Genomic DNA, 24,983 nt, shown 5'->3' on the forward strand with positions numbered 1-24,983 from the left:
CAGTCGGTAGGCATTTGTCAGTGATCGCCGATAACGTTCCGCGCAACGTGGCGGCGGGAGATCCGCGCCTCGACACATTCCCTTGGCTTCACGACGAGAGGCGGCGGCAATTGGGCTGGCTGGCGGCGGGCGACGCGTACGAGATCGCCCTGATGGAAGGCCGGGTCACGGCCAGGGCCACGTCCGGCCGCTCGGCCGGGCGGCAGCTCAAGACGCTGCCGAAGGCGGTGCGCGAGCACCCCGAGGCGGACCGGCTGCGCCGCTTCGCCGAATGGCTCGACCGGCACGCCGCGTCCTGCGTGGCGCACGTGGACGCCTGGATGGTGTCCTCGCTGCCCGTGCCGACCGAGCTGATCGCCCGCGTGTGGCCCGACGAGGCGTGGCAGACGGCGCTGCGTGACGTGGCGGTCGTCGGCGACGACCCCGACGAGGTGGGCTTCCTGCGGGACGCGACCGCCTCCGGCGAGCTGCGCGCCGTCAACCTCGACGGCGATACCGTCAGGCTGTCCGCGCGCACGGTGACGCTGCCGCACCCGGTGCTCCTGCCCGACCTCGACGACCTGCGCGAGTTCGCCGCGGAGCTGGGCATCACGCAGAAGGTCGAGCAGATCCACCGGGCCATCTGGCGCAAGCCCGCCGACCAGGGCGAAGGGGTGCGCCAGGTGAAGGACTTCGCGGGCGGCACGTACGCCTCCAGGTTCGGCGTGGCGGCCCGCGCCACCCAGCTCGGCTACCGCGTCACCGGCGGCTTCGCCACCTGCCAGGTGCGCGACGGCGGCCGGCTCACCGAGGCCGCCGTCTGGATCGGCGAGCCCTACTGGGACAGCGAGACGTCCACGGGCGACCTCACCTGGCGCGACCAGGACGGCCGGACGCTCGCGCTGCGCGAGGTCGGCCCGGTCGCCTGGTCCGAAGGCATGCGAATGGCCGCCGCGCTGTACGCCGGGCGGCAGGTCGAAGAGGGGAAGAGCGCATGACCGGCAACACGTCCGACAGGACCGCCTCCGAGGCGGGCGAGCTGCTCGACGCCGGCGCGGTGCTGCCGCCCGGCACCGAGGGGGCGGGGGAGCGGGCCGTGCCGCTGGTCGCCCGCGCCTACCGGCACCCCGGGCTCGACGACCGGGTGATCGTCCGCCTGGTCACCGAGGAGCTGAGCACCGCCGAGGACGCGGTGGGCGGCTTCCTCGGCCTGGTGCCCGAGGGTGAGCCCGCGGTGGTCGGCCTGGGCCTGCGGCGCTCGCTCGGCTTCCCCGAATGGGTGCTGGTCCACCACCCGCAGGACGGGCACCACGCCCTGGCCGTCGTGCCGGAGCTGGAGCGCGTCGCCCGGCAGGCCCGGTCCAAGCCCAAGATGGCGCTCGACGCCTACCAGCGGCTGGCCGGGCAGCTCGCCGCGTCCGTCCCGCACTTCCTGCCGACCTTCTACGAGCAGGCCGCCCGCGTGTTCGCCGCGGCCGACAACACCCAGTACGCCGGGCAGCTCTTCTCCGCCGCCCGCCGGGCCGAGGCCCAGCACGGCCTCGCCGTGGACGAGGACCGGCTCGACGCGGTGTTCCTGGAGTTCGCGCTGGCCGGGGCGCTGCCGGTCAAGGCGCTGTCCGGCTACGCCAAGGAGCTGACCGCCCGCCTGCCCGCCGCGGAGGCGCTGAGCAGGTACGCGCGGCTGTGCGTACGCAGGACCGCCGGCGGGCTGGCCCCCTCGGCGCAGATGGCCGCCGACATCCGCAGGCTCGCCAGGGCCGCCGGCGTGGACGCGGAGGCGGCCGAGCAGGACTACCTGGCCGAGGTGCTGACGCTGCCGGCCGTCATGCAGGCCCCGACCGGCTGGTGGAGGTCCCACGCCCCGGCCGTCGCGGCGCTGGCCCGGCAGCGGCCCGAGCTGAGGGGCACGCTGCTGAACGTCATCCCCGAGGGCCGCGACCGGGAGCTGCCGGGCATCTGGCTCGACATCCTGGACGGCGCGGGCGCGACCGCCGGGCTGCACGCCGACGTGCCCGAGGAGGAGCGCTCGGCCGACGGCGCCGCCGGCTGGCTGCGCAGGTTCCTGGCCGCGCGGCAACGGGCCTGGGGCGTCCCGCCGCACCTGCCCGCGCTGCACGCCCTGATCGAGCGCATGGCCGACCGGCTGCGCGCCGAGCTGACCGAGACCGGCGGGACGATCGCGGTGGACGACGACGCCGACCTGATCGACCTGCTGCTGGCCCGCGGCGTCCCCGTGGCCGACCCCGGCGACGGCGCCCGGCTCCGGCTGGCGCACTGGGCCGGGCACGAGGACCGGCGCGACCTGCTCGCCCTGGCCGCCGACGGCCGCTTCCACACCGCCTTCCGGCGCGGCGCCGACCACCTGGACGCCGACGACGAGGGCAGGGCCGCCGTCCGGGCCCTGGCCGCCTCCCTGGGCGGAGGGCCGATGCTGGCCGACTGGGTACGCCTGGTCGCCCGGCGCTCGGCCGCCGCCGGCCTGCCCACCCTGCCCGACGCCCTGCGCCGCCTGTCCTGGTTGCCCGGTGAGGCCCTGGCCCTGGCCGAGGACGAGGTGCGCCGGGCGGCCACCGACGCCGACGTGGCCGGGGTGCTGGCCCGCGCCCTGCGGTCCGGGATCATCGACGAGCTGGGCTGGCCCGCCTTCGAGGAGGCCGCCGCCGAGCTCGTCCCGGAGAAGGACATCGACGACCTCGTCGTCTGCGACGCCTGGCCCCACCTGGTCGTCGCGGGCACCGCGCAGGCCCGGGTGCTCTCGGCCGACGGCGCCGTGCTCACCCACGACCTGCGCGTCCCCAGGGACGACACTTGGAGCGATCCCGGCTTCCACTACGTGGACGGCGAGCTGCTCGTCTACTGGGACTCCCGCGACCGCGCCAACGGGCTGCGCGGCTACTGGCACACCTCCGCCGACCGCGTGCGCGACCTGGACGGGACGGACCGGAGCCGGGGCACGCGCCTGGACTACTACCTGGGCGAGGACCCGGTCAGCCTCGCCGTGCCCGGCGGCGGCCGTACCACCGGGTACGGCGTGCTGCACGCCGGCGACACGGCCGTCCCCGACGAGCGGCACCTCATCACCGACGGCACGTCCTTCTGGACGTGGGTCTGGGCGGAACACGACAGCGGCTGGTACGAGTTCGACCCCGCCGGCGGCGCCCTCGGCAGGAGGTCGCTGCCCGCCTTCCTCGCCGCCACGCCGGACGTCAGGCCCGGCCAGGGCTGGCTGCTGCCCGCCCCCTCCGCCGGGCCCACCCCGGTCGGCGCCCCCGTCAACGGCCTGTACGGCCTGCGCGTGACGGAGCTGCCCGACGGCTCCCACCGCGCCGAGGACCTGTCCGGGACCACGGTGACGCTGCCGCCGGACGCCGGCGTCCCGGTGCGCGTGCTGACCTTCCCCGGCGCGGAGCGGCCCTGCGCCGTCGTGCGCACCAGCTACCGGATCAGCCTCGTGGACGCCGACGGCGTCGTCCTGGCCGAGTACCGGACCGACGCCAAGCCGGGCGCGTTCGGCGCGGGCATGCCCATCCTGCCGCCCGAGCGCTACTGGTACTGCCTGCGCCCCCGCGACCCCGAGGGCTCGGCGGTGCTGCGCCGCCTGGACCGCGAGACGGCCGCGGCCCTGCTCGAAGCGGCCGAGCCGCAGGGTGCCGACCTGCTCGCGGCGGTCCGCGCGCTGCTGCCGGGGATCACCCACGAGGCGCTGCTGAAGGGCGTGGCCGGGATCGTCGGCTTCGCCGCCGCCCAGCAGGACGCGGTACGCACCGTCGTGGCCAACCTCAACCGCGCGCTGGCCGGCGGTCCGGCCGAGGTGCAGGGCCCGGCCGGGCCCACGGACGCGCTGCTGGCGGAGGCGCTCAACGGCGTCGGTGACGGCCGCGGCCATCACCACTACAGCCGCGACGCCGCGTTCCAGCAGATCCGGGCGGTGGGCCGGGCCGTGACCGCCGGACAGGACCGCCCGCAGGTGGCCAACCACCTCCACCTGCCCGGACTGCCCGCCTCCGGCCTGCGGTGGGAGCGCCTGCTCGACCAGTGCGCCGCCGTGGCGTACCGCAGCGCGGCGCCGACCACGCCGGCAGAGCACCGGGACGCGCTGGGCGTGCTGCTGGGCGAGCTGCGTGACGGCGGCCTGCCGACCGCGGCGGGCTCGTCCCGCTGGCGCCGCATGACGGTGACGCTCAGGCGCGAGCACATGGCCGTCGCGGACGGCACCGCGCCGGGCGGCTCGCTCTCGGGTGTGCTGCCGCTCGGCGGCGGCGCGTTCGCCGCCTTCCTCGACCTGCGGGAGACCGACGTCGACGGGCTCGAATGGACGGCGCTGTGCCACGACCCCGCCGGGGCGTTCGAGGTGCCCGCGCCCTACACGGTCCGCGACTCCTCGCCCGTCGGCGGAGACAGGGAGGCGGGCTGGCTGGAGTCGTTCCTCACCGAGCTGGCCGCGCGCGGCCCGGCCCCCTGGCACGACGCCGCCGCCGAGGAGTTCGCCCGGCTCACCGGGGTCTCCCAGACCGCCGCGCGGCTGATCGTGGCCGGGTTCCCGCAGGTGGACACCTACGACCGGACCTTCCTCGACAGGGAGGCCCGCGCCGCGATCGGCGTGAAGGTGACCGAGGCCGCCGTCGCCAAGGACGAGCTGCGCGCACTCGGCGCCGACGTGCGGCAGATCGTCACCGCGGCGCTGCTGCCCGCCGACCCGGCCCGCCTGTGGACCGACGGTCCCGACGTGGCCGCCGCCGCGCGGGTGTGGAACGACCGCGTCGGGCAGCGGCTCGCCCTGCCCGAATGGCTGCTCGGCGAGGCCGTCCGCACGCTGCGCGGCGCCGGGGACGACGCGGCGCACTCCCTGCGCGCCGTGCTCGCCCCCGCCGCCACTCCCGAGCTGAGCGTGGACCTGGAGTGGGAGGTGCGCGGCGACCGCGTCCACCCCGTCGGCCAGAGCACGGGGTTCAGCGGACGGTCGCTGGTCATGGCCGTCGCCACGGCCGCCTGGCTGGCCCACCGGCTGCCGGCCGGGCACCCGCTGCGCGCCGGGCTGCCCGCCGCCCTGTCGGCGGTCCGCGACCGGCTCGCCAACCCCCGGCTGCTGCTCGACCTCGACAAGTACGTCGGCCTGCCCGGGTTCAAGAAGGTCGCGGGGACGCCGACCGAGGCCGGCGAAGGCTACGAGCGGTACGGGGCCGTCGTCATGGCGACCTACGACAGCCAGCCCTCGCCCGCGCTCCGCCCCGACCTGCTCGACGCCGCCGGCGAGGACCCCTACCTGCGGGCCCTGATCGGGCTCAACGGCTCCTTCCCCGCCGTGGCCGCGTTGCGCACCGCCCTCGACCCCCGCTTCGCGGCACTGCTGGCCGACCCCGGCGACCCGCTCCAGGGCGACCGGGACGCCGACGGCACCTGGTGGCCGCAGGACCCCACCCGCTCGGCCCCCGACCTGGTCGTGGACGTCGCCAAGGCGCACGGCCTCGGCGAGGACGCCGCCGCGGTCTACCTGATGCTGCTGGGCATGCCCGACCCCACCGACCGCAACGTCGCCCGGTGGACCGGCTGGAAGCCGGCCCGGCTCAAGGCCGCGCGGGCCGAGCTGGCCGACGCCGACCTGGTCGTCCAGGCCGTCCGCGCCCGCGCCGGGCGCTCGCTGTTCCTGTCCGGCGGCTGGTCGGAGCAGCGGACGCCGCGGCTCCCGCTGGAGCAGTGGAAGCTCCCCATGTTCAGCCCGAACGCGGGCCTCGACGGCCCTCTCGTGCCCGGCGAGCCCGTGGCCGACCTTTACGCCAGGGCGTGGCGGCGCGTCCGGGACGGCGACGTCCCCCGGTTCGAGCAGCTCGACGTCAAACGCGGCCGCCGCCGCTGACCTCCCTCCTACTCCCTTAAGGACATGAATTCGATGACCCTCACCGACGAGGCGACCCCCGCCACGCAGGTGGTCTCCGCCGAGCAGCGGTACGCCACCGAGCTGGCCTTCCTCGCCGCCCACGACGACGGCCCGCGCCCGCCCGGCTGGCTGCTGACGCCGCGCGCCGTCGTGACCTTCATCTGCGGCAGCGGCGACGAGACCCTCTCCCTGCCCGCCCGCGACGGCCTGCCGTCCAGGCTGAGGGTGGCGCCCAAGTTCGTCGGCGAACGCGCGCTGGTCGAGCGCTGCGTCGTGACGCTCGCCGGCGAGCGCGGCCTGCTGCTGGTCGGCGAGCCCGGCACGGCGAAGTCGATGTTGTCCGAGCTGCTGGCCGCCGCGGTCTGCGGCACCAGCGCGCTCACCGTCCAGGGCACCGCCGGCACCACCGAGGACGCCTTCCGCTACGGCTGGAACTACGCGCTGCTGCTGGCCCAGGGGCCGAGCCGGGGCGCGCTGGTGGACTCCCCGGTGCTGACCGCCATGCGGTCCGGGCGGGTGGCCAGGGTCGAGGAGATCACCCGCTGCCTGCCCGAGGTGCAGGACGCCCTGGTGTCGATCCTGTCCGACCGGCGGGTCAGCGTCCCCGAGCTGGCCGGGACGGACGACGCGCAGGCGGCCGCCGTCCCCGGGTTCACGGTGATCGCCACGGCCAACCTCCGCGACCGTGGCGTGTCGGAGATGTCGGCCGCGCTCAAGCGGCGCTTCAACTTCGAGACCGTCGATCCCATCTCCGACGCCGAGGCCGAGACGTCCCTGGTCCGGCGGCAGGCCACGGCGGTCGTCCAGCGTGCCGGGGCCGGGTTCGCCGTGGACGACGCGGTGCTGGAGGCGCTGGTCACGGTCTTCCGCGACCTGCGTACCGGGCGGTCCGACGAGGGCTGGGACGTGGAGCGGCCGGGCACCGTGATGTCCACCGCCGAGGCGGTGCAGGTGGCGGCCTCGCTCGGCGTGGCGGCCGCGTACCTGCCGGGGAGTGACGTCCTCGACCTGGTGCCGGGCCACCTGCTGGGCGTCGTGCGCAAGGACGACCCCGCCGACCACGGACGCCTGCTCGGCTACTGGGACGGGCCGGTGCGGCGGCGCGCCGAGGACGGCTCCGCCATGTGGCGCCGCCTCTGGGACCTCCGGGAGACCCTCCGTTGACCCCCCACATGACCACCCCACCCCCACACCCCTCGACCACCGTGGCCGATTTCGGTGCGGCTGATCCGCGGGTGGCGGTGGCCGGGCTGGCTGCCGCCACCCGGCCGTACCTGGTGGGGGTGCGTCACCACAGCCCGGCCCTGGCCGTGGTGCTGCCCGAGCTGCTGGAGGCGGCCGACCCGGAGACGGTGTGCGTCGAGCTGCCGGCCGACTTCCAGCAGTGGCTGCCGTACCTGGCCGACCCCGCCACCGTCGCCCCGGTCGCCCTGGCCGGGAACGGCGTGGGCGGGCTCGGCTTCTACCCGTTCGCCGACTTCTCGCCGGAGCTGGTGGCGATCCGGTGGGCGGTCAAACGCGGCGTGGAGGTGCTGTGCTGCGACCTCCCACTGTCGGACCCGGGCTGGCAGGCGCCCCCCGACGCCCCCGTCCCCGACGCCGAGGTCTCTGAGGGCGTCGTCCCTGAGGGGGAGGTTGCCGAGGGTGCCCGCCTGACCGGCGTCCCCAGGTTCGCCGACGCGCTGGCGGCGGCGGGCACCGGGCGGGCGGGGGACGACATGTGGGACCGGGCCGTGGAGGTCCTGGCGCCGGGCTGCGAGCCGGAGGCCGTACGCCGGGCCGCCCTCGGCGTCGGCTGGGCGTTGCGGCGCGACGCGGCGGCGGGCGACGGCGTCCAGGCCAGGGACCTGGCGCGGGAGGCGCACATGCGGCGCGTCGTGGCCGCCGCCGCGTCCGGCGGACGCCGGGTCGCCGCAGTGATCGGCGCCTTCCACGCCCCCGCCCTGCTCACCCCCGACGAAGCGGCGGTCTCCTCCGGGGGCGTCGCTTTCGAGGCGGTCACCTCGTTTGTCCCGTACGCGTTCGACCTGCTCGACTCCCGATCCGGGTATCCGGCCGGGATCCGGGATCCGCGCTGGCAGCAGGCGGTGTTCGAGGCGGACGGCGTACCGGACCGGGTCAGGGACGGCGCCGCCCGCGCGATCACCGACCTGTGCAGGGAGCTGCGGGCCGCCGGGCACACGGCGGGCACCGGCGAGGCCGTCGAGACGCTGCGCCTGGCGTGCGACCTCGCCCGCCTGCGCGGCCTGCCCGCCCCCGGCCGCGGCGAGCTGCTGGAGGCGGTCACGACCGTCCTCGGCCAGGGCGAACCCCTGGGACGCGGACGCGCGCTCGCCAAGGCGCTCGACGTGGTGTTCGTCGGGACGGCCCGGGGCCGCACCGCGCCCGGCACGCCGCGCTCCGGCCTCGGCCCCGCGGTCGAGGAGGAGCTCGCCGCGCTCCGACTGCCCTGCCCGGACGACCCCGACCCGCGCGAGGTACGCCTGGACCCGCTCCGCTCGGAGCTGGACGCGCGCCGTGAGGTGCTGCTGCGCCGGCTGCACGTGTGCGGCGTCGGCTACGGCGAGCCGATCCAGGTCGCGGGCACCGGCGACGGCACCGCGCTGAGCACCAAGTGGCGTCTGGCCTGGACGCCCGCCGTCCCGGCGCTGCTGGACCTGGCCGGCGTCCGGGGCGTGACCGCGGCCCAGGCGGCGGCGGGCACGCTCCGGGAGACGTACCGGCGCGAGTCCGCGGACGGCGGGCCCACCTGCCGCACCCTCCTGGACGGGTTGCGCGCCGCCGCCCGCTGCGACCTGCCGGAGCTGGTCGAGCAGCGGCTGGCCGACGCCGCCGGCACGCTGCCCGCCACGGCCACCCTCTCCGAGCTGCTCGACGCCCTCGACCTGCTGGAGGCGCTGCGCCGCGAGCACCTTCCCGGCACCACGCCGGAGGGTCGCGAGCAGGCGGGCGAGCTGGCGGTCACGCTGCTGGAGGCCGCGGTCCGGTCCCTGCCCGGCCTCGCGGGCAGCGACCGGCCCGAGGACGCGGTGGCGCTGGTCGCGCTCGCCACGCGGGCCGGCGAGGACCGGCTGGGCCTGCGGATGGACGACGCGCTGGGTGCGCTCGCGCGTACCGGGGCGCCGCTCGTCCAGGGGGCCGCGCTGGCCGCCCGGGTGCTCCTCGACCTGGACGGTCCGGGCCTGCTGGGCGCGCGGGCCGCCGGCTGGATCGACGCCGCCACGACCCCGGACGGCCGCCGCCGGCTCAGCCTGCTGCTGACCGGCGTGCTCACGGCCGCCGGACCGCTGCTCCAGGCGGCGCCCGCCGCGCTCGACCCGCTGATGGACCGGGTGGACGAGCTGCCGGACAAGGAGTTCCTCGACCGGCTGCCCGCCCTGCGTGGAGGGTTCGACACGCTGGCGCCGGCGGCGCGCGGCCGGCTGCTGGCGGCGGTGTCCGAGCGGCTCGGTGACCGGCCGGACCTCGTGCTGGGCGCGCCGCCCGACCTGCTGGCCGCCTGGACCGCCGCAGACCTGGCCGGCCTCACGGCCCTGAACGCCCTCGGCCGACCCGCCCTGAACGCCCTCGGCCTCCCGGCCCCGCAGAACGACCCACTCCGGCCATCCGGCGAGGACGGCCCGTCCCGGCAACCGGGTGGCGAGGGCGAGCCGGGGACTTCGCCGCTTCCGGAGCCTGCGGCTCCGGTGTCCGTACGCAGTCCGGGAGGCGGGCTGCGGATCGGCGCGGCCGACCGGTGGCGGTTGCTGCTCGGCCGGGAGCACGAACGGCTGCCCGCCGGCGCCCGCCCGTACGCCCGCGCCCTGGACGAGCTCTACGGCGCCGGACGCGGCGAGGGCGCCGACGACTTCGAGCAGGGCGACGCCGGCGGACAGGGGGCCCCGTTCCCCACGGCCCGCGAGTGGGCCGAGGAGCTGGAGTCCCTGTTCGGCGGCGACGTACGCGAGGAGGTGCTGGCCAGGGCCGCCGACGCCGGACGGCACGACGTGCTCGCCGAGCTGGACCCGGCCGCCGTGCGGCCGTCCGTGGAGCTGCTGACCTCGGTGCTGTCCCTGGCCGGCGGGCTGCCCGAGCAGCAGGTCGCCAAGCTCAGGCCGCTCGTCCGGCGCCTGGTCGCCGAGCTCACCCGCGAGCTGGCGACCCGGTTGCGACCCGCGCTGACCGGCCTGGCCAACCCGCGCCCGACCAGAAGGCCCGGCGGCCGGCTCGACCTGCCGCGCACGCTGCGCGCCAACCTGGCCCACACCCGCCGCCTCGACGACGGACGGCTCGTGGTGGTGCCCGAACGGCCGGTGTTCAGCACGCGGGCCAGGAAGGAGGCCGACTGGCGGCTGATCCTCGTGGTCGACGTGTCGGGGTCGATGGAGGCCTCGGTCGTGTGGTCGGCGCTGACCGCCGCCGTCCTCGCGGGCGTGCCGACGCTCTCGACGCACTTCCTGACGTTCTCCACGCAGGTGATCGACCTGACCGACCGGGTGGACGACCCGCTGTCCCTGCTGCTCGAAGTGCGGGTCGGCGGCGGTACGCACATCGCCGCCGGCCTCGCGCACGCCCGGACGCTGGTCACCGTGCCGAGCCGTACGCTCGTGGTCGTCGTCAGCGACTTCGAGGAGGGCCATCCCGTGGGCGGCCTGCTCGCGGAGGTGCGCTCGCTGGCCGGGTCCGGGGTCCACCTGCTGGGGTGCGCGGCGCTCGACGACCAGGGCGTGCCCCGATACTCGCTGCCCATCGCCCAGCAGCTCGTCGCGGCCGGCATGCCCGTCGCCGCGCTCAGCCCGCTCGCCCTCGCCCGCTGGGTGGGCGACCGCCTCCGGGGAGAAGTCCGGTGAACAGCTCTGCAACGCTCCCGCCCGCCGCGCCGCACGTGGTGGCCGCCGCCGTCGACGGCCTGACCAGCAGGTTGCGCAAGAAACTGGACGCGGCCGTCGACCAGTACGCCGCCCTCGACCGGGTGGCCGACGGCGTCGACGTGGTGGTCGCGTGCGGTGAGGACGCGGTGATCACGCTGTCCCCAGGGCCGTCCGGGGTGATCGCGGAGGAGGGGCAGGCACGATGCTCCTGCCTCCTCGCGCCCCGCTGCCTCCACCGCGCCGCCCTCCTCACCGCCTGCCCCCTGGCCGACCCGGCCGACACCCCACCCCCGGACGGCGAGGCGGCCACACCGCCGGCCCCCGCGGACGCGCACCTGACGCGTGCACCCACCGACGCCCCCGCGGACACGCCCCCCGCGGAATCCGGCCAGGCAACCGGCTCGGCCGGGGTGGTGCCGGGGCCGGCACAGGTGGCGGCGGCTGTGGGGTTGTGGCGGGCGGCGGCCGCCGTGTTGTCGGCCGGTGTGCCCGGCGCGGGCGCGGTGCCGCAGGCGGAGCTGCTCAGAGCCGCCCACACCGCCCGCCTGGCCGGGCTGCCCAAGGCCGAGGCCGCCACGCTGCGGGTGGTTCGCGGGCTGCGCGCGGCCCGTGCCCGGTACGACGGCCACCGCCTCGCCGACCTGGTGTCCGCCCTCCGGGAGCTGCTGCTCACCGTGGGCCGGCTGGCCGCGTCCGATCCCGACCCGGCGCTGGTGGGGACCGTACGGCGCGGCTACCGTCCGAACGGCGGCCTGAAGGTGTACGGCGTCTTCCGCGAGCCCGTGATCAGCAGCACCGGTTACGGCGGGGTTGTCACCCACCTCGTCACCGACGACGGACGCTGGTTCTCGGTCGCCGACGTCAGGCCCGGCGGCCCCGCCCGTGCCCGCGGCGCGGCCACCGCGACCGTCGCCATCGGGGCGGCCATGATGAGCCACGCGCAACTGGCCCGCGGCGGCCTGCTGATCGCCGGGGCCACCGTCTCCCCGGACGGCCGCCTCGGCGCGGGCAAGGGCGTACGGGCCACCCCGGTCAACGGCCTGGCCTGGACGGACGGGCCGCTCGGCGCGCTGTTCACCCGGCCGCTGGCCGAGGCGGCGGGGGAGCGGTTGTCGGCGGGGGCGTGGAGCGAGGAGGAGTCGGCCGAGCAGGTACGGGAGCCGGTCGGCTGCGACCTGGTGATCGTCGGCGCCGCGGGCGACCACGTCCTGGCCCGCCAGCTCCTGCCCGAAGACCGGGCGGAAGCGGCGCGAGCGGCGGACGTGGGAGAGGGGCCGGTGGTCCGGCTGGTTCCGGCGAGCCGCCACCCCGACCTCGCGCACGTCGAGAACCTGCGGCGGCTCGCCTCGCGGCCCGGCCTGCGGGTACGGGTGGTGGCCAGGGTCGAGCCCGGCCGGGCGGCGACGCTGGTCCCGCTCGCCGTGGGGCCGGTCGCGGGTAGGGAGGCGACGCTGAGGCTGCCCCCCGAGTGGCAGGGCCGGGCCGACCTCGGCTACGACCGCATCCAGGGCTCGCACCTCCCGCCCGCCGACGCCTGCCCGCCGCCCGGCCGGGACGCGTACGGCGAGATGGACCCGCTGGAAGGCGCGCCGCTCTGGCGGGTACGCCGGCTGATCGAGCTGGCCGTCTCCGGCGGACGCAGGGCGGTCGCCGAGTCCGCGCGCGGCGGCGACGCCCGCCGGCAGGCCGCGTCCCTGCGCGGCGCCGGATTCCGTACGGCCGCCGACCTGGCCGTCGCGCTCGCCGACGAGGCCGACCGTCGCGAACGGGACGTCTTCGGCAGGCTGACCGAGGCCGGACCGGACGGGTACGCGCGGGCCTGGCTCGCGGCGGCCGCCCACCTGGCCGCCACCGAACGCGCCCTCGTCCGCACCTCCTGGCAGGCCACCCCCTGAACAACCGGGGACCGGGCCGGCCCACCCAGGGGCGGCCCGGTCAGGCGGGGTGGCGGGTCACCGGAAGAAAGACGCCGCTCGCCGCTTCCCGTGCCGTGACGGTGAACGTCAGGCCGGCGTCCACGCCGAACGTGACCTCGATCCGCGGCTCCCCGCGCCGGGCGGCGGGGATGCCGCCCACCATGTACGTCCCCAGCACCGCGTTGAGCGCGGCCGTCTCCTGCTCGCCCTCGTAGACCTCGACCCGCAGCGACGACTGGTCGTCGGCGGTCGTGGTGAAGGTGACCGTCCGCTCGACGGGGACCGGGCTGTCGCGCTCGATGACCCTGCGCAGGACGCCGCCCTTGCCCCGGAGGCCGAGCGTCACCGGCGTCAGGTCGGCCTTGAGCACGCTCGCCTGCCGCGCCGCGCCGATCGAGGCGGCCTCCGCCGGGCCGAGGCGCGTGAGGGGCGCCTTGCCGCCGGACATCTCCGCCACCAGCGCCGTCACGGCCGGCATCAGGCTCGCGCCGCCGGCCAGCACCACGTGCGCGAGGTCGGACACCTTGAGCCCGGAGTCCTGGAGCGCTCCCCGGAACGGCCCCCTGAGCCGGACGAGCAGGTCGGCGGTCAGGCTCTGGAACTCCTGCCGGGTCAGCGTCGTGTCCAGGTGGCGCGGGGCCTGCCGGACCGTGGCGAGGTAGGGCAGGTCGATGTGCGCCTCCCGCGCGCCGGTCAGCTCGACCTTCACCCTCTCCGCCGCCTCGCGCAGCCGCTGGACCGCCGTCCTGTCGCCGGTCAGGTCGACGCCGTGCGCCTCCCTGAACCGTCTGACCAGCTCGTCCACGATCCGCTGGTCCCAGTCCTCGCCGCCGAGCCGGGTGTCGCCGTGGGTGGCCAGCACCTCGACGTAACCCTCCCCGACGTGCAGCACGGACACGTCGTAGGTGCGCCCGCCGAGGTCGAAGACCAGGATCGACCGGCCCTCGTCCTCGTCGAGCCCGTACGCCAGCACCGCGGCGGTCGGCTCGTTGACGAGGCGCAGCACGTCGAGGCCCGCCAGCGTGCCGGCCTCGGTGACGGCCTGGCGCTGGGCGTCGTCGTAGTAGGCCGGGACGGTGAGCACCGCGTCGGTGACCTGCTCGCCCAGGTACGCCTCGGCGTCCTGCTTCAGCTTGCCCAGCACGAGCGCGCCGATCTGCGGCGCCGAGTACGTCGAGCCCTCGATCCGCACCGACCAGCCGGTGCCCATCTCCAGGACGACAGACCGGACCGTGCGTTCCGCGTTGACGACGGCCTGCCGCTTGGCGGTCTCGCCGACCATGATCTGGCCGTTCTTCCCGAAGGCCACCACGGACGGCGTGGCGGGCGAGCCCTCGGAGCTGGGGACGACCGTGGTCTCGCCGCCGTGGACGACGGTGATCACGGAGTTGGTCGCGCCGAAGGAGATGCCGACGGCCCGGCCCGTCCGGCGCGCGGCCCCGGCCAGGCGGATCCCCGGCGGCGGGGCGGGGGCGGGCCGGGGGCGGGACCGCGTCCGTGCCGGCTCCGGTCTGTTCCGCACCAGCGGCAGCTCGTCCGCCGCGCCGGCCTGGCTGTACTCGGGCAGCGGCAGCCGCCGGTCGAGCAGCCGGTAGCGCAGCGCGCGGGTGACGTCCCCGATGGACAGGTCGGCGGGCCCGGCGGGGATGCCGTCCTGGAGGATCTTGAGCAGCTCACCGGTGAAGGCGGTGTGGCGTTCTCCGGGCGGCGCGAGCGACAGGGTGTCCCTGGCCGAGGACGTCAGGACGTACGCGCTGGTCGTGTCGATCAGCCCGCGCAGGGCCGGGCCGCCCATCCCGTGCGCCATGCCGCTGTAGCAGCAGTCGAGCACGACCACGGCGCGGGGCGCGCGGCGCTCGCGGATGATCTCCCGGATGACCGAGAACCGCACGCCGCCGATCCGCAGCCGGTCGGGCCGGGTGGTGGCGATGGGCAGCAGCAGGTCGTTCTCGGTCTTCTCGCCGTGGCCGGAGTAGTAGATGAGGACGGTGTCGGCGGCCTCGGTCGCCGCGTCGTGGATGAGGTCGAGGACGTGGTCGGAGCCGGCCGGGTCGATGAGCTGCGCGCAGTGGTCACGCCGCAGCCCCCACGAACGCGGGCCGGTGAGGACCTCGGCCAGGTCCGTGACGTTGGCCCGCACGGCCGGCAGGGCGGGCCACATGACCTGGTCGGTGTACGTCGTCGTGCCGACGAGGACGGCCCGGCACCCGGCCGGGTCGGGCCAGGCGCTCATGAGGCGGGCGGCTCCAGCATCTCGGCCAGCAGCCGGGCCACCTCCATCACCTTGGCCGGGTCCTTGGCCGCCTCCACGGAGAGCTCCAGCGTGCGCTCGCCGTGGCTGACCTTGACGGTGAAACTGTGGCGCCGCGTCCTGAGCCAGCCGGCCAGCGCCTGGACGATCGAGACGCCCAGCCCTCCGGACGCGGCCGAGACCGCGACCATGAGGGCGTCGACGGTCCCGTTCATCGCGCCGGGCTCGGGCGGCCCGGACAGGGCCCGGATCTCCACGCCGCGGAAGGCGCTGTCGCCGCGGAGCTGGCGCTCCAGGGAGGAGAGGGCGGGGGCGGCCGGCGTCTCGCCGTCGAGGCGCACGAGTACCTGCATGCCAGAAGTGTGGACCGCCCCCCGTTCCGGCACAACCGTCCGCCGGGCCCGGTCTACTCGGGGACGCGGGCGGCGAAGCGGGGGCGCAGGCGGTTCTCGTACAGGGTGAGGGCGGCGGCGATGGCCATGTGCATGTCGAGGTACTGGTAGGTGCCCAGGCGTCCGCCGAACCAGACGTCCCGCTCGCCCTTGGTCAGGTCCCGGTAGCGGCGCAGCCGGGCGCGGTCCTGCGGGGTGTTGATCGGGTAGTACGGCTCGTCGGCACGCCCGGCGAAGCGGGAGTACTCGCGCATGATGACGGTGGCGTCCGTCGGGTACCAGGTGCGTTCGGGATGCAGGTGGCGGAACTCGTGGACGCGCGTCCACGGCAGGTCCTCGTCGGCGTAGTTGATCACCGAGGTGCCCTGGAAGTCGCCGGTCGGCAGGACGGACGTCTCGAAGTCGAGCGTGCGCCAGCCCAGCTCGCCCTCGGCGTAGCCGAAGTAGCGGTCCAGGGGCCCGGTGTAGACCACGGGCACCGCGCCGGCCAGGCTCTCCCGCAGGTCGAAGAAGTCGGCGCCGAGCCGGATCTCGATGTTGGGATGGTCGGCCATGCGCTCCAGCCAGGCGGCGTAGCCGTCGGTGGGCAGCCCCTGGTAGAGGTCGTCGAAGTAGCGCCCGTCGAAGGTGTACCGGACCGGCAGCCGGCCGATGATCTCGGCGGGCAGCTCGGCCGGGGCCGTCTGCCACTGCTTGGCGGTGTAGCCCCGGATGAACGCCTCGTACAGCGGCCGGCCGATCAGCGAGATCGCCTTCTCCTCCAGGTTGCCGGCGCTGGTGACCTCGGCGGCCTGCCGGGCGACCAGGTCGCGGGCCTCGTCCGGGCTGAGGTGGCGGCCGAAGAAGGCGCAGATCGTGCCCAGGTTGATGGGCATCGGGTAGACCTGCCCCTTGTGCACCGAGTAGACCCGGTGCTCGTACGGCGTGAACGACGTGAACCGCTGGACGTAGTCCCACACGCGGGCGTTGGACGTGTGGAACAGGTGCGACCCGTACCGGTGGACCTCGATGCCGGTCTGCGGCTCCGGCTCGCTGTAGGAGTTGCCGCCGACGTGATCCCTGCGCTCCAGCACCAGCACGCGCAGCCCCAGCTCGCTCGCGCACCGCTCGGCCACGGTCAGCCCGAACAGGCCGGAGCCGACGACGACTAAGTCGGCGTTCATGCGGCGGCCGGGAGCAGCCGGTCGAGCCAGCGCCGCACGGGCAGCGCCAGCACGACCCCGGCCAGGACGAGGTGGACGAGGAAGAAGGCCACCGCCACGGCGACGCTCGGCGGCCCGCCGACGAACACCGCGATGTGCGAGGCCCACGTCAGCGTCGCGGGCCGGCCCTCAGGCCAGTCGCCCAGCAGCCACATCGACAGGTCGTTCAGCCCGGAGATCACGATCAGGACACTGGCGATCCCGACCTTCAGCACCCGGTCCCAGCGCGCGCCGCCCAGCCGGTAGGCGAACAGCGCGGCCAGCACGGTGAACGAGTTCATGAAGATCATGAACTGGTAGAGCTCGGGGAAGGCGGCCTTCTGGTCGGCGGACTCGGCGTAGGAGAAGATGTGCAGCACGTTGACCGTGTCGAGCACGCCCATGTAGCCGACGACCAGCACGCACATCAGCGTCATGCCCAGCCCGGGACGCCGGGGGAACCCGGCCACGGCCAGCACCGCGAACACCAGCGGGCTGACCTTCCACAGGACCTCGAACGGGTTGTCCAGAGTACGGTCCGGCGGCAGGATCACCATGATCAGTGTCGCCGCCCCGGCGCCCAGCACGGCGGGCGCCAGCCACAACCAGCGCCTCAACGAACGTCCTTCTCCGTGAAGAACGGTCCCAGCGACAGGGCGTCCATGTCGGTCTTGAGGTAGCAGCGCACGGCGTCCTCCGGGGTGCACACGATGGGCTCCTCGTTGTCGTTGAACGAGGTGTTGACCACCATGGGCACGCCGGTCAGCTCCGCGAAGCGCGAGATCATCGCGTGGTAGCGCGGGTTGTCGGCCGCCGTGACCGTCTGGACGCGGGCGGTGCCGTCCTCGTGCGTGATCGCCGGCACCTTGTCCCGCTGGTGCTCCAGCACGTCGAACACGAGCAGCATGACGGGCGAGGGGTAGCCGCTGGCGAAGTACTCGCCGGAGCGTTCGGCCAGGCAGGAGGGCGCGAAGGGGCGGAACGGCTCGCGGTGCTTGACCTTCTCGTTGAGCCGGTCCTTGGCGTCGGCGCGGCGCGGGTCGGCCAGGATCGAGCGGTTGCCGAGCGCGCGCGGCCCGCACTCCATGCGGCCCTGGAACCAGCCGACGATCTTTCCGTCGGCCAGCGCGTGCGCCGTCGTGTCGTTGATGTCCTCGGTGCGCCGGTACTTCAGGCCGGCGTCCTGGAGCGCCCGCTCCATCTCCTCCTCGGTGAACTGCGGGCCGAGGAAGATGTACTCCTGGTCGCGGGGGCGGCGCATGCCGTACTTCTCCACGCCCAGCAGCAGCGCCGAACCCAGCGCCGAGCCGTCGTCGGCGGCGGCGGGCTGGGCGAAGAAGTCCTCGAACGGCGTCTCCAGCAGGATGCGGCCGTTCATGACGCTGTTCAGCGCGACGCCGCCGGCGGTGACCAGGCGGGTCTGGCCGGTCTTGGCCTGGAGCCAGCGCGCGACGTGCAGGCCGGTGCGCTCCAGCGTGGCCTGCAGCGCGTACGCGACGTCGGCGTAGTGCTGGGAGGGGGTGGCGCGCTCGCGCGGCCTGGCCGGGCCGAAGCGCTCCAGGAACTTGCGCGACATCTGGTGCTTGCCGGTGGCGTGGTGCCGGAACCAGCTCAGGTCCAGCTCGAAGTGGCCGTCGGCGCCCAGGCGGACCAGGTCGGCGAAGTCGTCCACGTACCGGTCGGTGCCGTACGCGGCCAGGCCCATGACCTTGCCCTCGTCCCGGGTGGGGTTGAAGCCGAGGTAGCCGGTGACGCCGGCGTACATGGCGCCCAGCGAGTGCGGGAACTTGATGCGCCGGATGTCGTGGATCCGGCCGCCCTTGCCCAGCCCGAGGTAGGTGGAGGTGCCGTCGCTGCCGATGCCGTCCCAGGTGATGATCGCCGACTCCTGGTACGGCGAGATGAAGAAGGCGCTGGCGGCGTGGGCGCGGTGGTGGTCCATCAGGTGGACCTTGAACTTCGTCCTGCCCCGGAAGTTCTGCGACTCGCGCAGGATCGTCTCCAGGGTGAAGCCGCGCCGCAGGTGCAGCAGCAGCGCGCCGCCCACGTTGTAGTCGTCCGGGTGGGCCTGGCCCTTCTGGTCGGAGAGCGTCTCCAGCAGTCCGCTGGCCTTGTCGCCGTAGTCGCCGGCGTCGTTGCGGAAGACGGCCAGCGTGTGGGGCAGGTGCCGGAGGAAGTGACCGGCCGCGTGCAGCGTCTCACGTGGCGCCTGCCAGTAGTAGGCGACGTGGTCCACGTCGGCCAGCGTGATGCCGGCCTCCTCCAGGCAGTAGCGCACGGCCTGCGCGGGAAAGCGGCCGTCGTGCTTGACCCTGGTGAAACGCTCCTCCTCGGCGAAGGCCACGATCGTCCCGTCGGCCACCAGGGCCGCCGCCGAGTCGTGGACCTGGCTGATGCCGAGCACAAACATGAATGCCCCCTGACAATGCGCATGACCCAGCGGCCCCGCGTCGGAGATCTTCCTAACAAACCGTCCGGAAAGAAATCAATACCTAGCTTTTTTCTGACACGTGCGGATATATTCCGCAACCGGGGTCGTAGCCGGGCGGGAATGCCCGGGCCCCGTCGCGGGGTGAACCGGGGTTGATGCACGTGGTGAAGACCGTTCCATGAATGAACATCCGCTTCCAGTTCCGCCGGACGGCCTGGCACTCACCGTGGTCGTTCCGTGCCTGAACGAGGCCGACAACATCCCTGACACCTATCGCGAAATCGCCGACGCGCTGGGTGACCAGGGCGATCTCGAAATACTCTTCGTCGACGACGGCAGTACGGATGACACGCTCGGGCGCATTCGTGTGATCGCCGAGAGTGACAATCGGGTGTCGTTCATATCGTTGTCCAGGAATTTCGGCGTTGAGGCCGCGTTCTCGGCCGGATATCGGTACGCCCGCAACCCCTGGGTGCTGCACCTGGACGCCGACCTGCAGTTCCCGCCGGCCGAGGCCAAGCGGCTCATCGAGCGGGCCGCCGACGGGTACGACGCGGTGTTCGGCATCCGGGTGGACCGCAAGGACCCCTGGCCGCGGCGGACCGCCTCGATCGTGCACGACTGGCTGGCACGGCGGCTGCTGGGCATCGAGATCCCGCCGCGCGCCACGACGTTCCGGCTGGTCCGTACGGACATCGCGCGCCGGATCGTGGACCTGCGGCTCGGCACGCCGTACTTCCTGGCCACGCTGCCGCGCCTGACGCGCGCCTGGACGACCGTGCCGACCGCGCACCGGCCGCGGGTGCACGGCTCGTCCAAGGTGACCGTGCGCGGGCTGGCCAGGCACTCCCTGGACCTGTTCTTCGGCTTCTCGACGCGGCCCATCGCGGCCGCGGTGTGGGCGGGGCTGGTCGGCCTGCCCGTGGCGCTGCTGGCCGGGCTCACCGGCAGCGCGGCGCTGTTCGGGCTGGCGCTGGCCGCCGCCCTGTTCGGACTGGCCATGATGGCCCGCACACTTCTGCACATCTCTCGCGGTCAGGCCCGTCCGCCGCTGTTCCTCGTACGGGAGGCCAACGTGCCGGTCGATTCCGCTGACCTGCTCGCCGGGAGGCTCACGTGACCGGCGCCCGCCGCACCATCGCGGTCCTCGGCGGCGCGGACGGCGCCATCAGCACCATCCGCGCCGCGGCCCGCCTCGGCGTGCGCACGATCTGCGTGGACATGCGGGCCGACGCCCCCGGCGTCGCGCACGCAGACGAGTTCCTCGACCTCAGCACCCGCGACGTGCCGCGGGTCGCGCGGGCCCTGGCCGAGCGCGCCGACCTGGCCGGCGTGGTCTCCCCGGCCAGCGACGTCAACCTGCCCTCGCAACTCGCCCTGGCCGCCCGGCTCGGCCTGCCGTGCGGGCTGTCGGAGGGCGCGGTGCGCGGCTCGGTCGACAAGGGCTGGTTCCGCGCCATGTGCGCCCGGCTCGGCCTGCCCGGCCCCCGTCACGTGAGCGGCACCGAGGAGGAAGTGCTGCGGGACGCCCCCGGCCTGGGGTTCCCGCTCATGGTCAAGCCGGTGGACTCCTCCGGCAGCCGCGGCGTGTCGCTGTGCGCCGCGCCGGACGAGCTGCCCGAGGCCGTACGGCTGGCCAGGGAGTGGTCGCTGTCCGGGCGGATCGTGGCCGAGGAGTTCCTGGAGGGCGCCCACTACACGGCCGAGGCGTTCGTGATCGGCGGGAAGGTGGCGCTGATCGGGCTGGCCGAACGGGAGCTGACCCCGCCGCCGCTGTTCATCACCGTCCAGCACACCATGCCGGGCCCGGCCCATGTCACCGACGCCGTGCGCCCGATGCTCGACGCGGTCTGCGCCGAGACCGGGCTGCGCGAGGGACCGCTCAGCGCCGACGTGCTGGTGACCGGGACGGGCGAGGTCGTACTCGTCGAGATGGGCGCCCGCCTGGGCGGCAACGGCCTGGCCGAGCTGCTGGGCCTGGTCCACGGCGTGGACGTGGTCGAGCAGTACGTGCTGTCGGCCATGGGCGAGACGCCGTGCCTGACGCCGGCGGCGACCAGGTACGGCGCGGTCCGCGTCCTCGGCGCCGGACGCGACGGGAAGCTGGTCCGGGTGCACGGCGAGGACCGGGTCAGGGAGCTGCCCGGCGTCGTCGACCTGGTGCTGGCCGCCGCCCCCGGCGACCACGTCGAGCGCTACACCCGCGCGGGCGCCAAGCTCGGCTACCTGACCGCCGCCGCCCCCGGCCCGGACGCCCTGGCCGGCGTGCTGCGCGAGGCCACCGGGCTGCTCCGCTTCGAGATCGGGGACGGCCTGTGAGTCACGGACTGGGCGTCGCCGTGCGGGAGGTGCGGCACGTCGTGGACGCCTTCCGCGCCATCCGCCGCCCGCGCGCCGAGACCGACCGGCTCACCCTCGACGGCCTGCGCGACCTGCTGGCCTTCGCCCGCGCGCACGTGCCGCACTACGCCGACCCGCGCTACGACGTGCCCCTGGACAGCCTGGCCGACCTGGCCAGGCTGCCGATCCTGGACAAGACCACCGTGCTGGACGGCGACCTGTCCCGCTTCCACACGCCCGGCCTGGGCACGAAGGACTACCGGCTGGACCGTACCAGCGGGACCACGGGCCGCGTCCTGGAGGTCCGGCACGACGTGGCCGCCTACGGCTACCACGGCGCGACGATCTTCCGCCGCTTCCTGCTGTCGGGCTACCGGCCGTGGTGGCGGATCGCGCACATCAAGCCGTTCCCGCGTCCGCTGCGCTGGTTCCAGCGGATCGGCCTGTTCCCGCGCACGGTCATCGGCGCCGGGCAGGGCGACGCGAAGATCCTGGCCGACGTGCTGAAGGTGCGCCCGCACCTGATCATGGGCTACCCGGTGGTGCTGCGCGGGCTGCTGCGCGCCGCCTCCCCCGCCGACGTGGCCCGGCTGCGGCGCACGCTGCGCATGGTCATGACCGACTCCGAACTGCTCACCGACGAGGTGCGCGAGCTGCTGGCCAACGGCTTCGGCGTCCCGGTGTACGACGAGTACTCGGCGTACGAGGTGCTGACCGTCTCCACCCAGTGCGACCGGGGCGCGATGCACGTGGACGAGGACCGCGTCCGGCTGGAGATCGTGGACGACACCGGCGCGCCCGTGCCCGACGGCGTGGACGGCGCGGTCGTGGTGAGCCACTTCAGGGAACGCGCGATGCCGCTGATCCGCTACCGCCTGGGCGACCGCGGCATGATCGTGCCGGGGGAGTGCGGGTGCGGCAACCGGTTCAGGCGCATGAGGGTGACCGGCGGCCGGTCCGACGACTTCATCACCTTCCCCGGCGGACACCGCGTCTACACGGCCACGTTCCTGTCGCTGGCCATGTGGACGCCGGGCGTGGCCGAGAGCATGGTCCGCCAGGACGCCGACGGGAACGTCACCGTCCACCTGGTCCCCGAGGCGGGCCGGGACTTCGACGAGGTGGCCGCGGCCTACCGGAGCGGGCTGTCGCGGCAGGTGGGCGGCCCGGTCGAGGTGCGCTTCGAGCGGGCGGAACGGGTCACGCTCACCCCCGGCGGCAAGGGCAGGTTCGTCGAGTCGGCCCAGGCCGGACCGTGACCGTGAGCCTGCGCCGCAGGCCGCCGCCGCGTCTGGTGGCGGTGACCGCGGCCCTGTTCGCCGGGCGCGGCGCGTTCCGCGCGGCCCTGTGGACCGCGAACCTGGTGCTGCTCGGCCTCTGGGGCGCCGAAGAGTTCGCCCTGTACGCCACCGCCAACGGCGTGTCCGGCTGGTTGCTGGCGCTGACGTCCAGCGGCATCGAGAAGGCGGCGCTCGCGCTGGTGCCGCGGCGCGGCGGGCAGGGGCTGCGGCCGCTGTTCATGCTGCTGGCGGCCACCCCGTTCGCGCTGGCCGTGCCGGTGTGGCTGGCCCTGGCGGCGGCCGACCCCGGCGGCGCGCCCGCCCGGTACGCCGCCGCCGCGGCCTACGCCTGCGGGCTGGGCTGCTGCGCGGTCATGGCGGCGCTGAACCGGCTGCGCGGCCGGGCGCGGATCGACGTGCTGGCGTACCTGACGCTCGCCGTCGCGCAGGCGTCCGGCGTGGGGCTGGTGGCCTGGACGGGCATGCGCGCCAACGCGCTGCTGGCCCTGCACGTCGGTGTGCTGGTCGTGCTCAACATCGTGCTGGCGGCCGGGCTGCTGCGCGGACGCGCCGCCAAGCCGGACAAGGGCGCCCACCGGCCCGCGGTGCGCGCGGCGGCGCTGCTCAGCGTCGGCGAGGTGACCAGCGTCGCGGCCACCTCGGTGACGTTCGCGTACTTCGCGCACCTGGACGACGCGCACAAGACCAGCGTCTTCTACGTGTGGTCGGTGGCGTTGTCCGTGGTCGTCATGGGCGTGTCGTACCTGCTGCGGATCCTCCAGCCGCGGGTGGCGGTCTGGATCGAGGGCACGGGCGAGGCCGGCGCCCGGCGGATGGCGCGGCGCATCCTCGCGCCCGCCGTGCCGGCCGGGGCCGTGGCGGTGGTCGTGCTCGGGGTGGTGCTGGCGGGCGGCCATCAAGGCATGGTGGCGACCGGTGCGGCGCTGCTGGCCGAGGCGGCGCTGACGGCGGCCGTGCTGCCCGCGTTCCTGCTGGTGGAGAACACCGACGACCGGGGACGGCGGCTGGCGGCGGTGGCCGCGTGCCTGCAGTTCGCGGTGGTCGCCGCCGCCGGATGGTTCCTGGTGCCCGCCGCGGCGGCGTTCGGCGCGCTGCTGGTGTACTGCGCGGGCGAGGTGGTCAAGGGCGGCGTCATGCTGGCCACGCTGAAGAAGGAGACCTCATGAAGGGCTTGCCCAGCACGATCCCGGTGGTGCCGGTGCTGCGGAACCTGTACCTGGCGCGCTCGCGGGACCGGCTGGACCCGGCCCGGGTGCGGGTCGTGCAGGACCGGCTGCTGACCGGGCTCGTCCGCCACGCGCACGCGAACGTGCCGTACTACCGCCGCGTGCTCCCGGCCGACGCCGTGGCCGCGCTGTCCACCGCCGCCGACCTGGGCGCCCTGCCGATGCTGGACCGCGCGACGCTGCGCGACCTGCCGCCCGCCGAGCTGATGGCCACCGGGTTCACCCCCGAGAACACCCGCGAGGCGCCCACCAGCGGGTCCTCCGGCGTGCCCATCCGTCCCTTCTACTCCGAGGGCGACCTCGGCTACCTGCGCGCCACCTACCTCCAGGACCTGCTGGCCTCGGGCCTGCGTCCGTGGGACCGGATCGGCTACTTCCGGGTGGGCGAGTTCCGGCCGCACCGGCTGCAGCGGCTCGGCCTGGCCCGTACCACGCACGTCAACACCAGCCGCAGCCTGGACGAGCAGGTCGAGGCGTTCCTGCGCGGGCGGCCGACGTTCCTGTGGGGCTTCCCCGGCTGCATCGTCACCCTCGTGGACGAGCTGCTCCGCAGGAAGGTCGCCTACCGCGGCGTGCACACCGTCATCTTCGCCGGGGAGACGCTGACCCCCGAGGCGCGCGAGCACGTGCTGGGCTACTTCGGGGCGCGCGGCCACGAGGTGTACGCCTCGGTGGAGGCGTACACGATCGGCCGCACCTGCCCCGAGGGCGCCATGCACCTGCGCTCGGCCGACGTGGTGGTGGAGGTGCTGCACGACGACGGCAGCGTGTCGCCGGCCGACGGCGAGGGCGAGATCGTGGTGACCCGGCTGCACGCCGAGGCGATGCCGCTGATCCGCTACCGGCTCGGCGACCGCGTGCTCATCGAGCCGGACGACTGCCCGTGCCGCGCGTTCCACACCCCGATCATCCGGCGGATCCAGGGCCGGACCGAGGATCGCGTCGTGGCCGCCGACGGACGTACGGTGCACGCCAACTTCCTCACCAACCCGGCCGTGATGCCGACGGAGGGCGTGCGCGGCGTGCAGGTCCTCCAGTACCGGCCGGGCGCGGTGGAGATCCTGCTGGTGCCCTCGCCGTCGGCCCCCGCCGACCTGGCCGGGCGGATCCGGGACGCCGTCGCCGCCGTCGCCACGGACTTCGAGGTGACCGCGCGCACGGTGGACGTGATCACCCCGGAACCCAACGGCAAGGTCCGCATGGTCAAGATCATGCACAACACGCCCGCCTCCTGACCC

At 75.0% G+C, this 24,983-nt stretch carries 15 protein-coding genes; 10 read left to right on the top strand and 5 right to left on the bottom strand.

Annotated elements, in window-relative coordinates; genetic code table 11:
- Positions 1–110: 110 nt before the first annotated feature.
- The 5 genes from ACIHAD_RS31865 to ACIHAD_RS31885 are packed head-to-tail and all read left to right on the top strand — an operon-like array spanning position 111 to position 12,602.
- Positions 111–977, top strand: coding sequence for a DUF4132 domain-containing protein (locus ACIHAD_RS31865; RefSeq protein ID WP_397358379.1), 867 nt, complete (start codon positions 111–113; stop codon positions 975–977).
- The gene (locus ACIHAD_RS31870; RefSeq protein WP_397358380.1) at positions 974–5,836 is read left to right on the top strand and encodes a DNA-binding protein; all 4,863 of its coding nucleotides are present in this window, start codon (positions 974–976) and stop codon (positions 5,834–5,836) included. The genes ACIHAD_RS31865 and ACIHAD_RS31870 overlap by 4 nt, the downstream gene beginning before the upstream one ends.
- Positions 5,837–5,860: 24 nt before the next feature.
- Positions 5,861–7,021 (top strand): AAA family ATPase, encoded by a 1,161-nt coding sequence (locus ACIHAD_RS31875; RefSeq protein WP_397358381.1) that lies wholly within the window; start codon positions 5,861–5,863, stop codon positions 7,019–7,021.
- Positions 7,018–10,686: a DUF5682 family protein gene (locus ACIHAD_RS31880; RefSeq protein ID WP_397358382.1), complete on the top strand. Its 3,669-nt coding sequence runs from the start codon at positions 7,018–7,020 to the stop codon at positions 10,684–10,686. Before ACIHAD_RS31875 ends, ACIHAD_RS31880 begins: the two co-directional genes overlap by 4 nt.
- Positions 10,683–12,602 (top strand): hypothetical protein, encoded by a 1,920-nt coding sequence (locus ACIHAD_RS31885; RefSeq protein ID WP_397358383.1) that lies wholly within the window; start codon positions 10,683–10,685, stop codon positions 12,600–12,602. Before ACIHAD_RS31880 ends, ACIHAD_RS31885 begins: the two co-directional genes overlap by 4 nt.
- 40 nt (positions 12,603–12,642) lie before the next feature.
- Here ACIHAD_RS31885 and ACIHAD_RS31890 read toward each other — a convergent pair whose 3' ends face one another.
- From ACIHAD_RS31890 to ACIHAD_RS31910, 5 genes are read right to left on the bottom strand one after another with little or no spacing between them, the layout of a single operon-like run.
- Positions 12,643–14,856, bottom strand: coding sequence for an Hsp70 family protein (locus ACIHAD_RS31890; protein ID WP_397358384.1), 2,214 nt, complete (start codon positions 14,854–14,856; stop codon positions 12,643–12,645).
- A complete protein-coding gene (locus ACIHAD_RS31895; RefSeq protein WP_397358385.1) occupies positions 14,853–15,227 on the bottom strand; it encodes a hypothetical protein in 375 nt (124 codons plus the stop codon). Before ACIHAD_RS31895 ends, ACIHAD_RS31890 begins: the two co-directional genes overlap by 4 nt.
- Positions 15,228–15,280: 53 nt before the next feature.
- Positions 15,281–16,429 (bottom strand): UDP-galactopyranose mutase, encoded by a 1,149-nt coding sequence (gene glf, locus ACIHAD_RS31900; protein ID WP_397358386.1) that lies wholly within the window; start codon positions 16,427–16,429, stop codon positions 15,281–15,283.
- Positions 16,426–17,064: a hypothetical protein gene (locus tag ACIHAD_RS31905; RefSeq protein WP_397358388.1), complete on the bottom strand. Its 639-nt coding sequence runs from the start codon at positions 17,062–17,064 to the stop codon at positions 16,426–16,428. The genes glf and ACIHAD_RS31905 overlap by 4 nt, the downstream gene beginning before the upstream one ends.
- The gene (locus ACIHAD_RS31910) at positions 17,061–18,857 is read right to left on the bottom strand and encodes a carbamoyltransferase (RefSeq protein ID WP_397358390.1); all 1,797 of its coding nucleotides are present in this window, start codon (positions 18,855–18,857) and stop codon (positions 17,061–17,063) included. Before ACIHAD_RS31910 ends, ACIHAD_RS31905 begins: the two co-directional genes overlap by 4 nt.
- Positions 18,858–19,056: 199 nt before the next feature.
- On the opposite strand from ACIHAD_RS31910, the gene ACIHAD_RS31915 reads away from it, so the two are divergent.
- The 5 genes from ACIHAD_RS31915 to ACIHAD_RS31935 are packed head-to-tail and all read left to right on the top strand — an operon-like array spanning position 19,057 to position 24,980.
- Positions 19,057–19,998, top strand: coding sequence for a glycosyltransferase family 2 protein (locus ACIHAD_RS31915; protein WP_397358391.1), 942 nt, complete (start codon positions 19,057–19,059; stop codon positions 19,996–19,998).
- Positions 19,995–21,197 carry an ATP-grasp domain-containing protein gene (locus ACIHAD_RS31920; RefSeq protein WP_397358392.1) on the top strand — a complete coding sequence of 401 codons (1,203 nt, stop codon included), beginning with the start codon at positions 19,995–19,997 and terminating at the stop codon, positions 21,195–21,197. Before ACIHAD_RS31915 ends, ACIHAD_RS31920 begins: the two co-directional genes overlap by 4 nt.
- Positions 21,194–22,477 carry a phenylacetate--CoA ligase family protein gene (locus tag ACIHAD_RS31925; RefSeq protein WP_397358393.1) on the top strand — a complete coding sequence of 428 codons (1,284 nt, stop codon included), beginning with the start codon at positions 21,194–21,196 and terminating at the stop codon, positions 22,475–22,477. The genes ACIHAD_RS31920 and ACIHAD_RS31925 overlap by 4 nt, the downstream gene beginning before the upstream one ends.
- Positions 22,474–23,685 carry a hypothetical protein gene (locus ACIHAD_RS31930; RefSeq protein WP_397358394.1) on the top strand — a complete coding sequence of 404 codons (1,212 nt, stop codon included), beginning with the start codon at positions 22,474–22,476 and terminating at the stop codon, positions 23,683–23,685. The genes ACIHAD_RS31925 and ACIHAD_RS31930 overlap by 4 nt, the downstream gene beginning before the upstream one ends.
- Positions 23,682–24,980, top strand: a complete 1,299-nt coding sequence (locus ACIHAD_RS31935; RefSeq protein ID WP_397358395.1) for a phenylacetate--CoA ligase family protein — start codon at positions 23,682–23,684, stop codon at positions 24,978–24,980. The genes ACIHAD_RS31930 and ACIHAD_RS31935 overlap by 4 nt, the downstream gene beginning before the upstream one ends.
- Positions 24,981–24,983: the final 3 nt, after the last annotated feature.

It is taken from the genome of Nonomuraea sp. NPDC052265, from assembly GCF_044547985.1.
Taxonomy (GTDB): Bacteria; Actinomycetota; Actinomycetes; order Streptosporangiales; family Streptosporangiaceae; genus Nonomuraea.

Coding starts and splice junctions, on each gene's coding strand:
- ACIHAD_RS31870 (WP_397358380.1), top strand. CDS start 974: ATGACCGGCAACACGTCCGACAGGACCGCCTCCGAGGCGGGCGAGCTG.
- ACIHAD_RS31875 (WP_397358381.1), top strand. CDS start 5,861: ATGAATTCGATGACCCTCACCGACGAGGCGACCCCCGCCACGCAGGTG.
- ACIHAD_RS31890 (WP_397358384.1), bottom strand. CDS start 14,856: ATGAGCGCCTGGCCCGACCCGGCCGGGTGCCGGGCCGTCCTCGTCGGC.
- ACIHAD_RS31895 (WP_397358385.1), bottom strand. CDS start 15,227: ATGCAGGTACTCGTGCGCCTCGACGGCGAGACGCCGGCCGCCCCCGCC.
- glf (WP_397358386.1), bottom strand. CDS start 16,429: ATGAACGCCGACTTAGTCGTCGTCGGCTCCGGCCTGTTCGGGCTGACC.
- ACIHAD_RS31910 (WP_397358390.1), bottom strand. CDS start 18,857: ATGTTTGTGCTCGGCATCAGCCAGGTCCACGACTCGGCGGCGGCCCTG.
- ACIHAD_RS31915 (WP_397358391.1), top strand. CDS start 19,057: ATGAATGAACATCCGCTTCCAGTTCCGCCGGACGGCCTGGCACTCACC.
- ACIHAD_RS31935 (WP_397358395.1), top strand. CDS start 23,682: ATGAAGGGCTTGCCCAGCACGATCCCGGTGGTGCCGGTGCTGCGGAAC.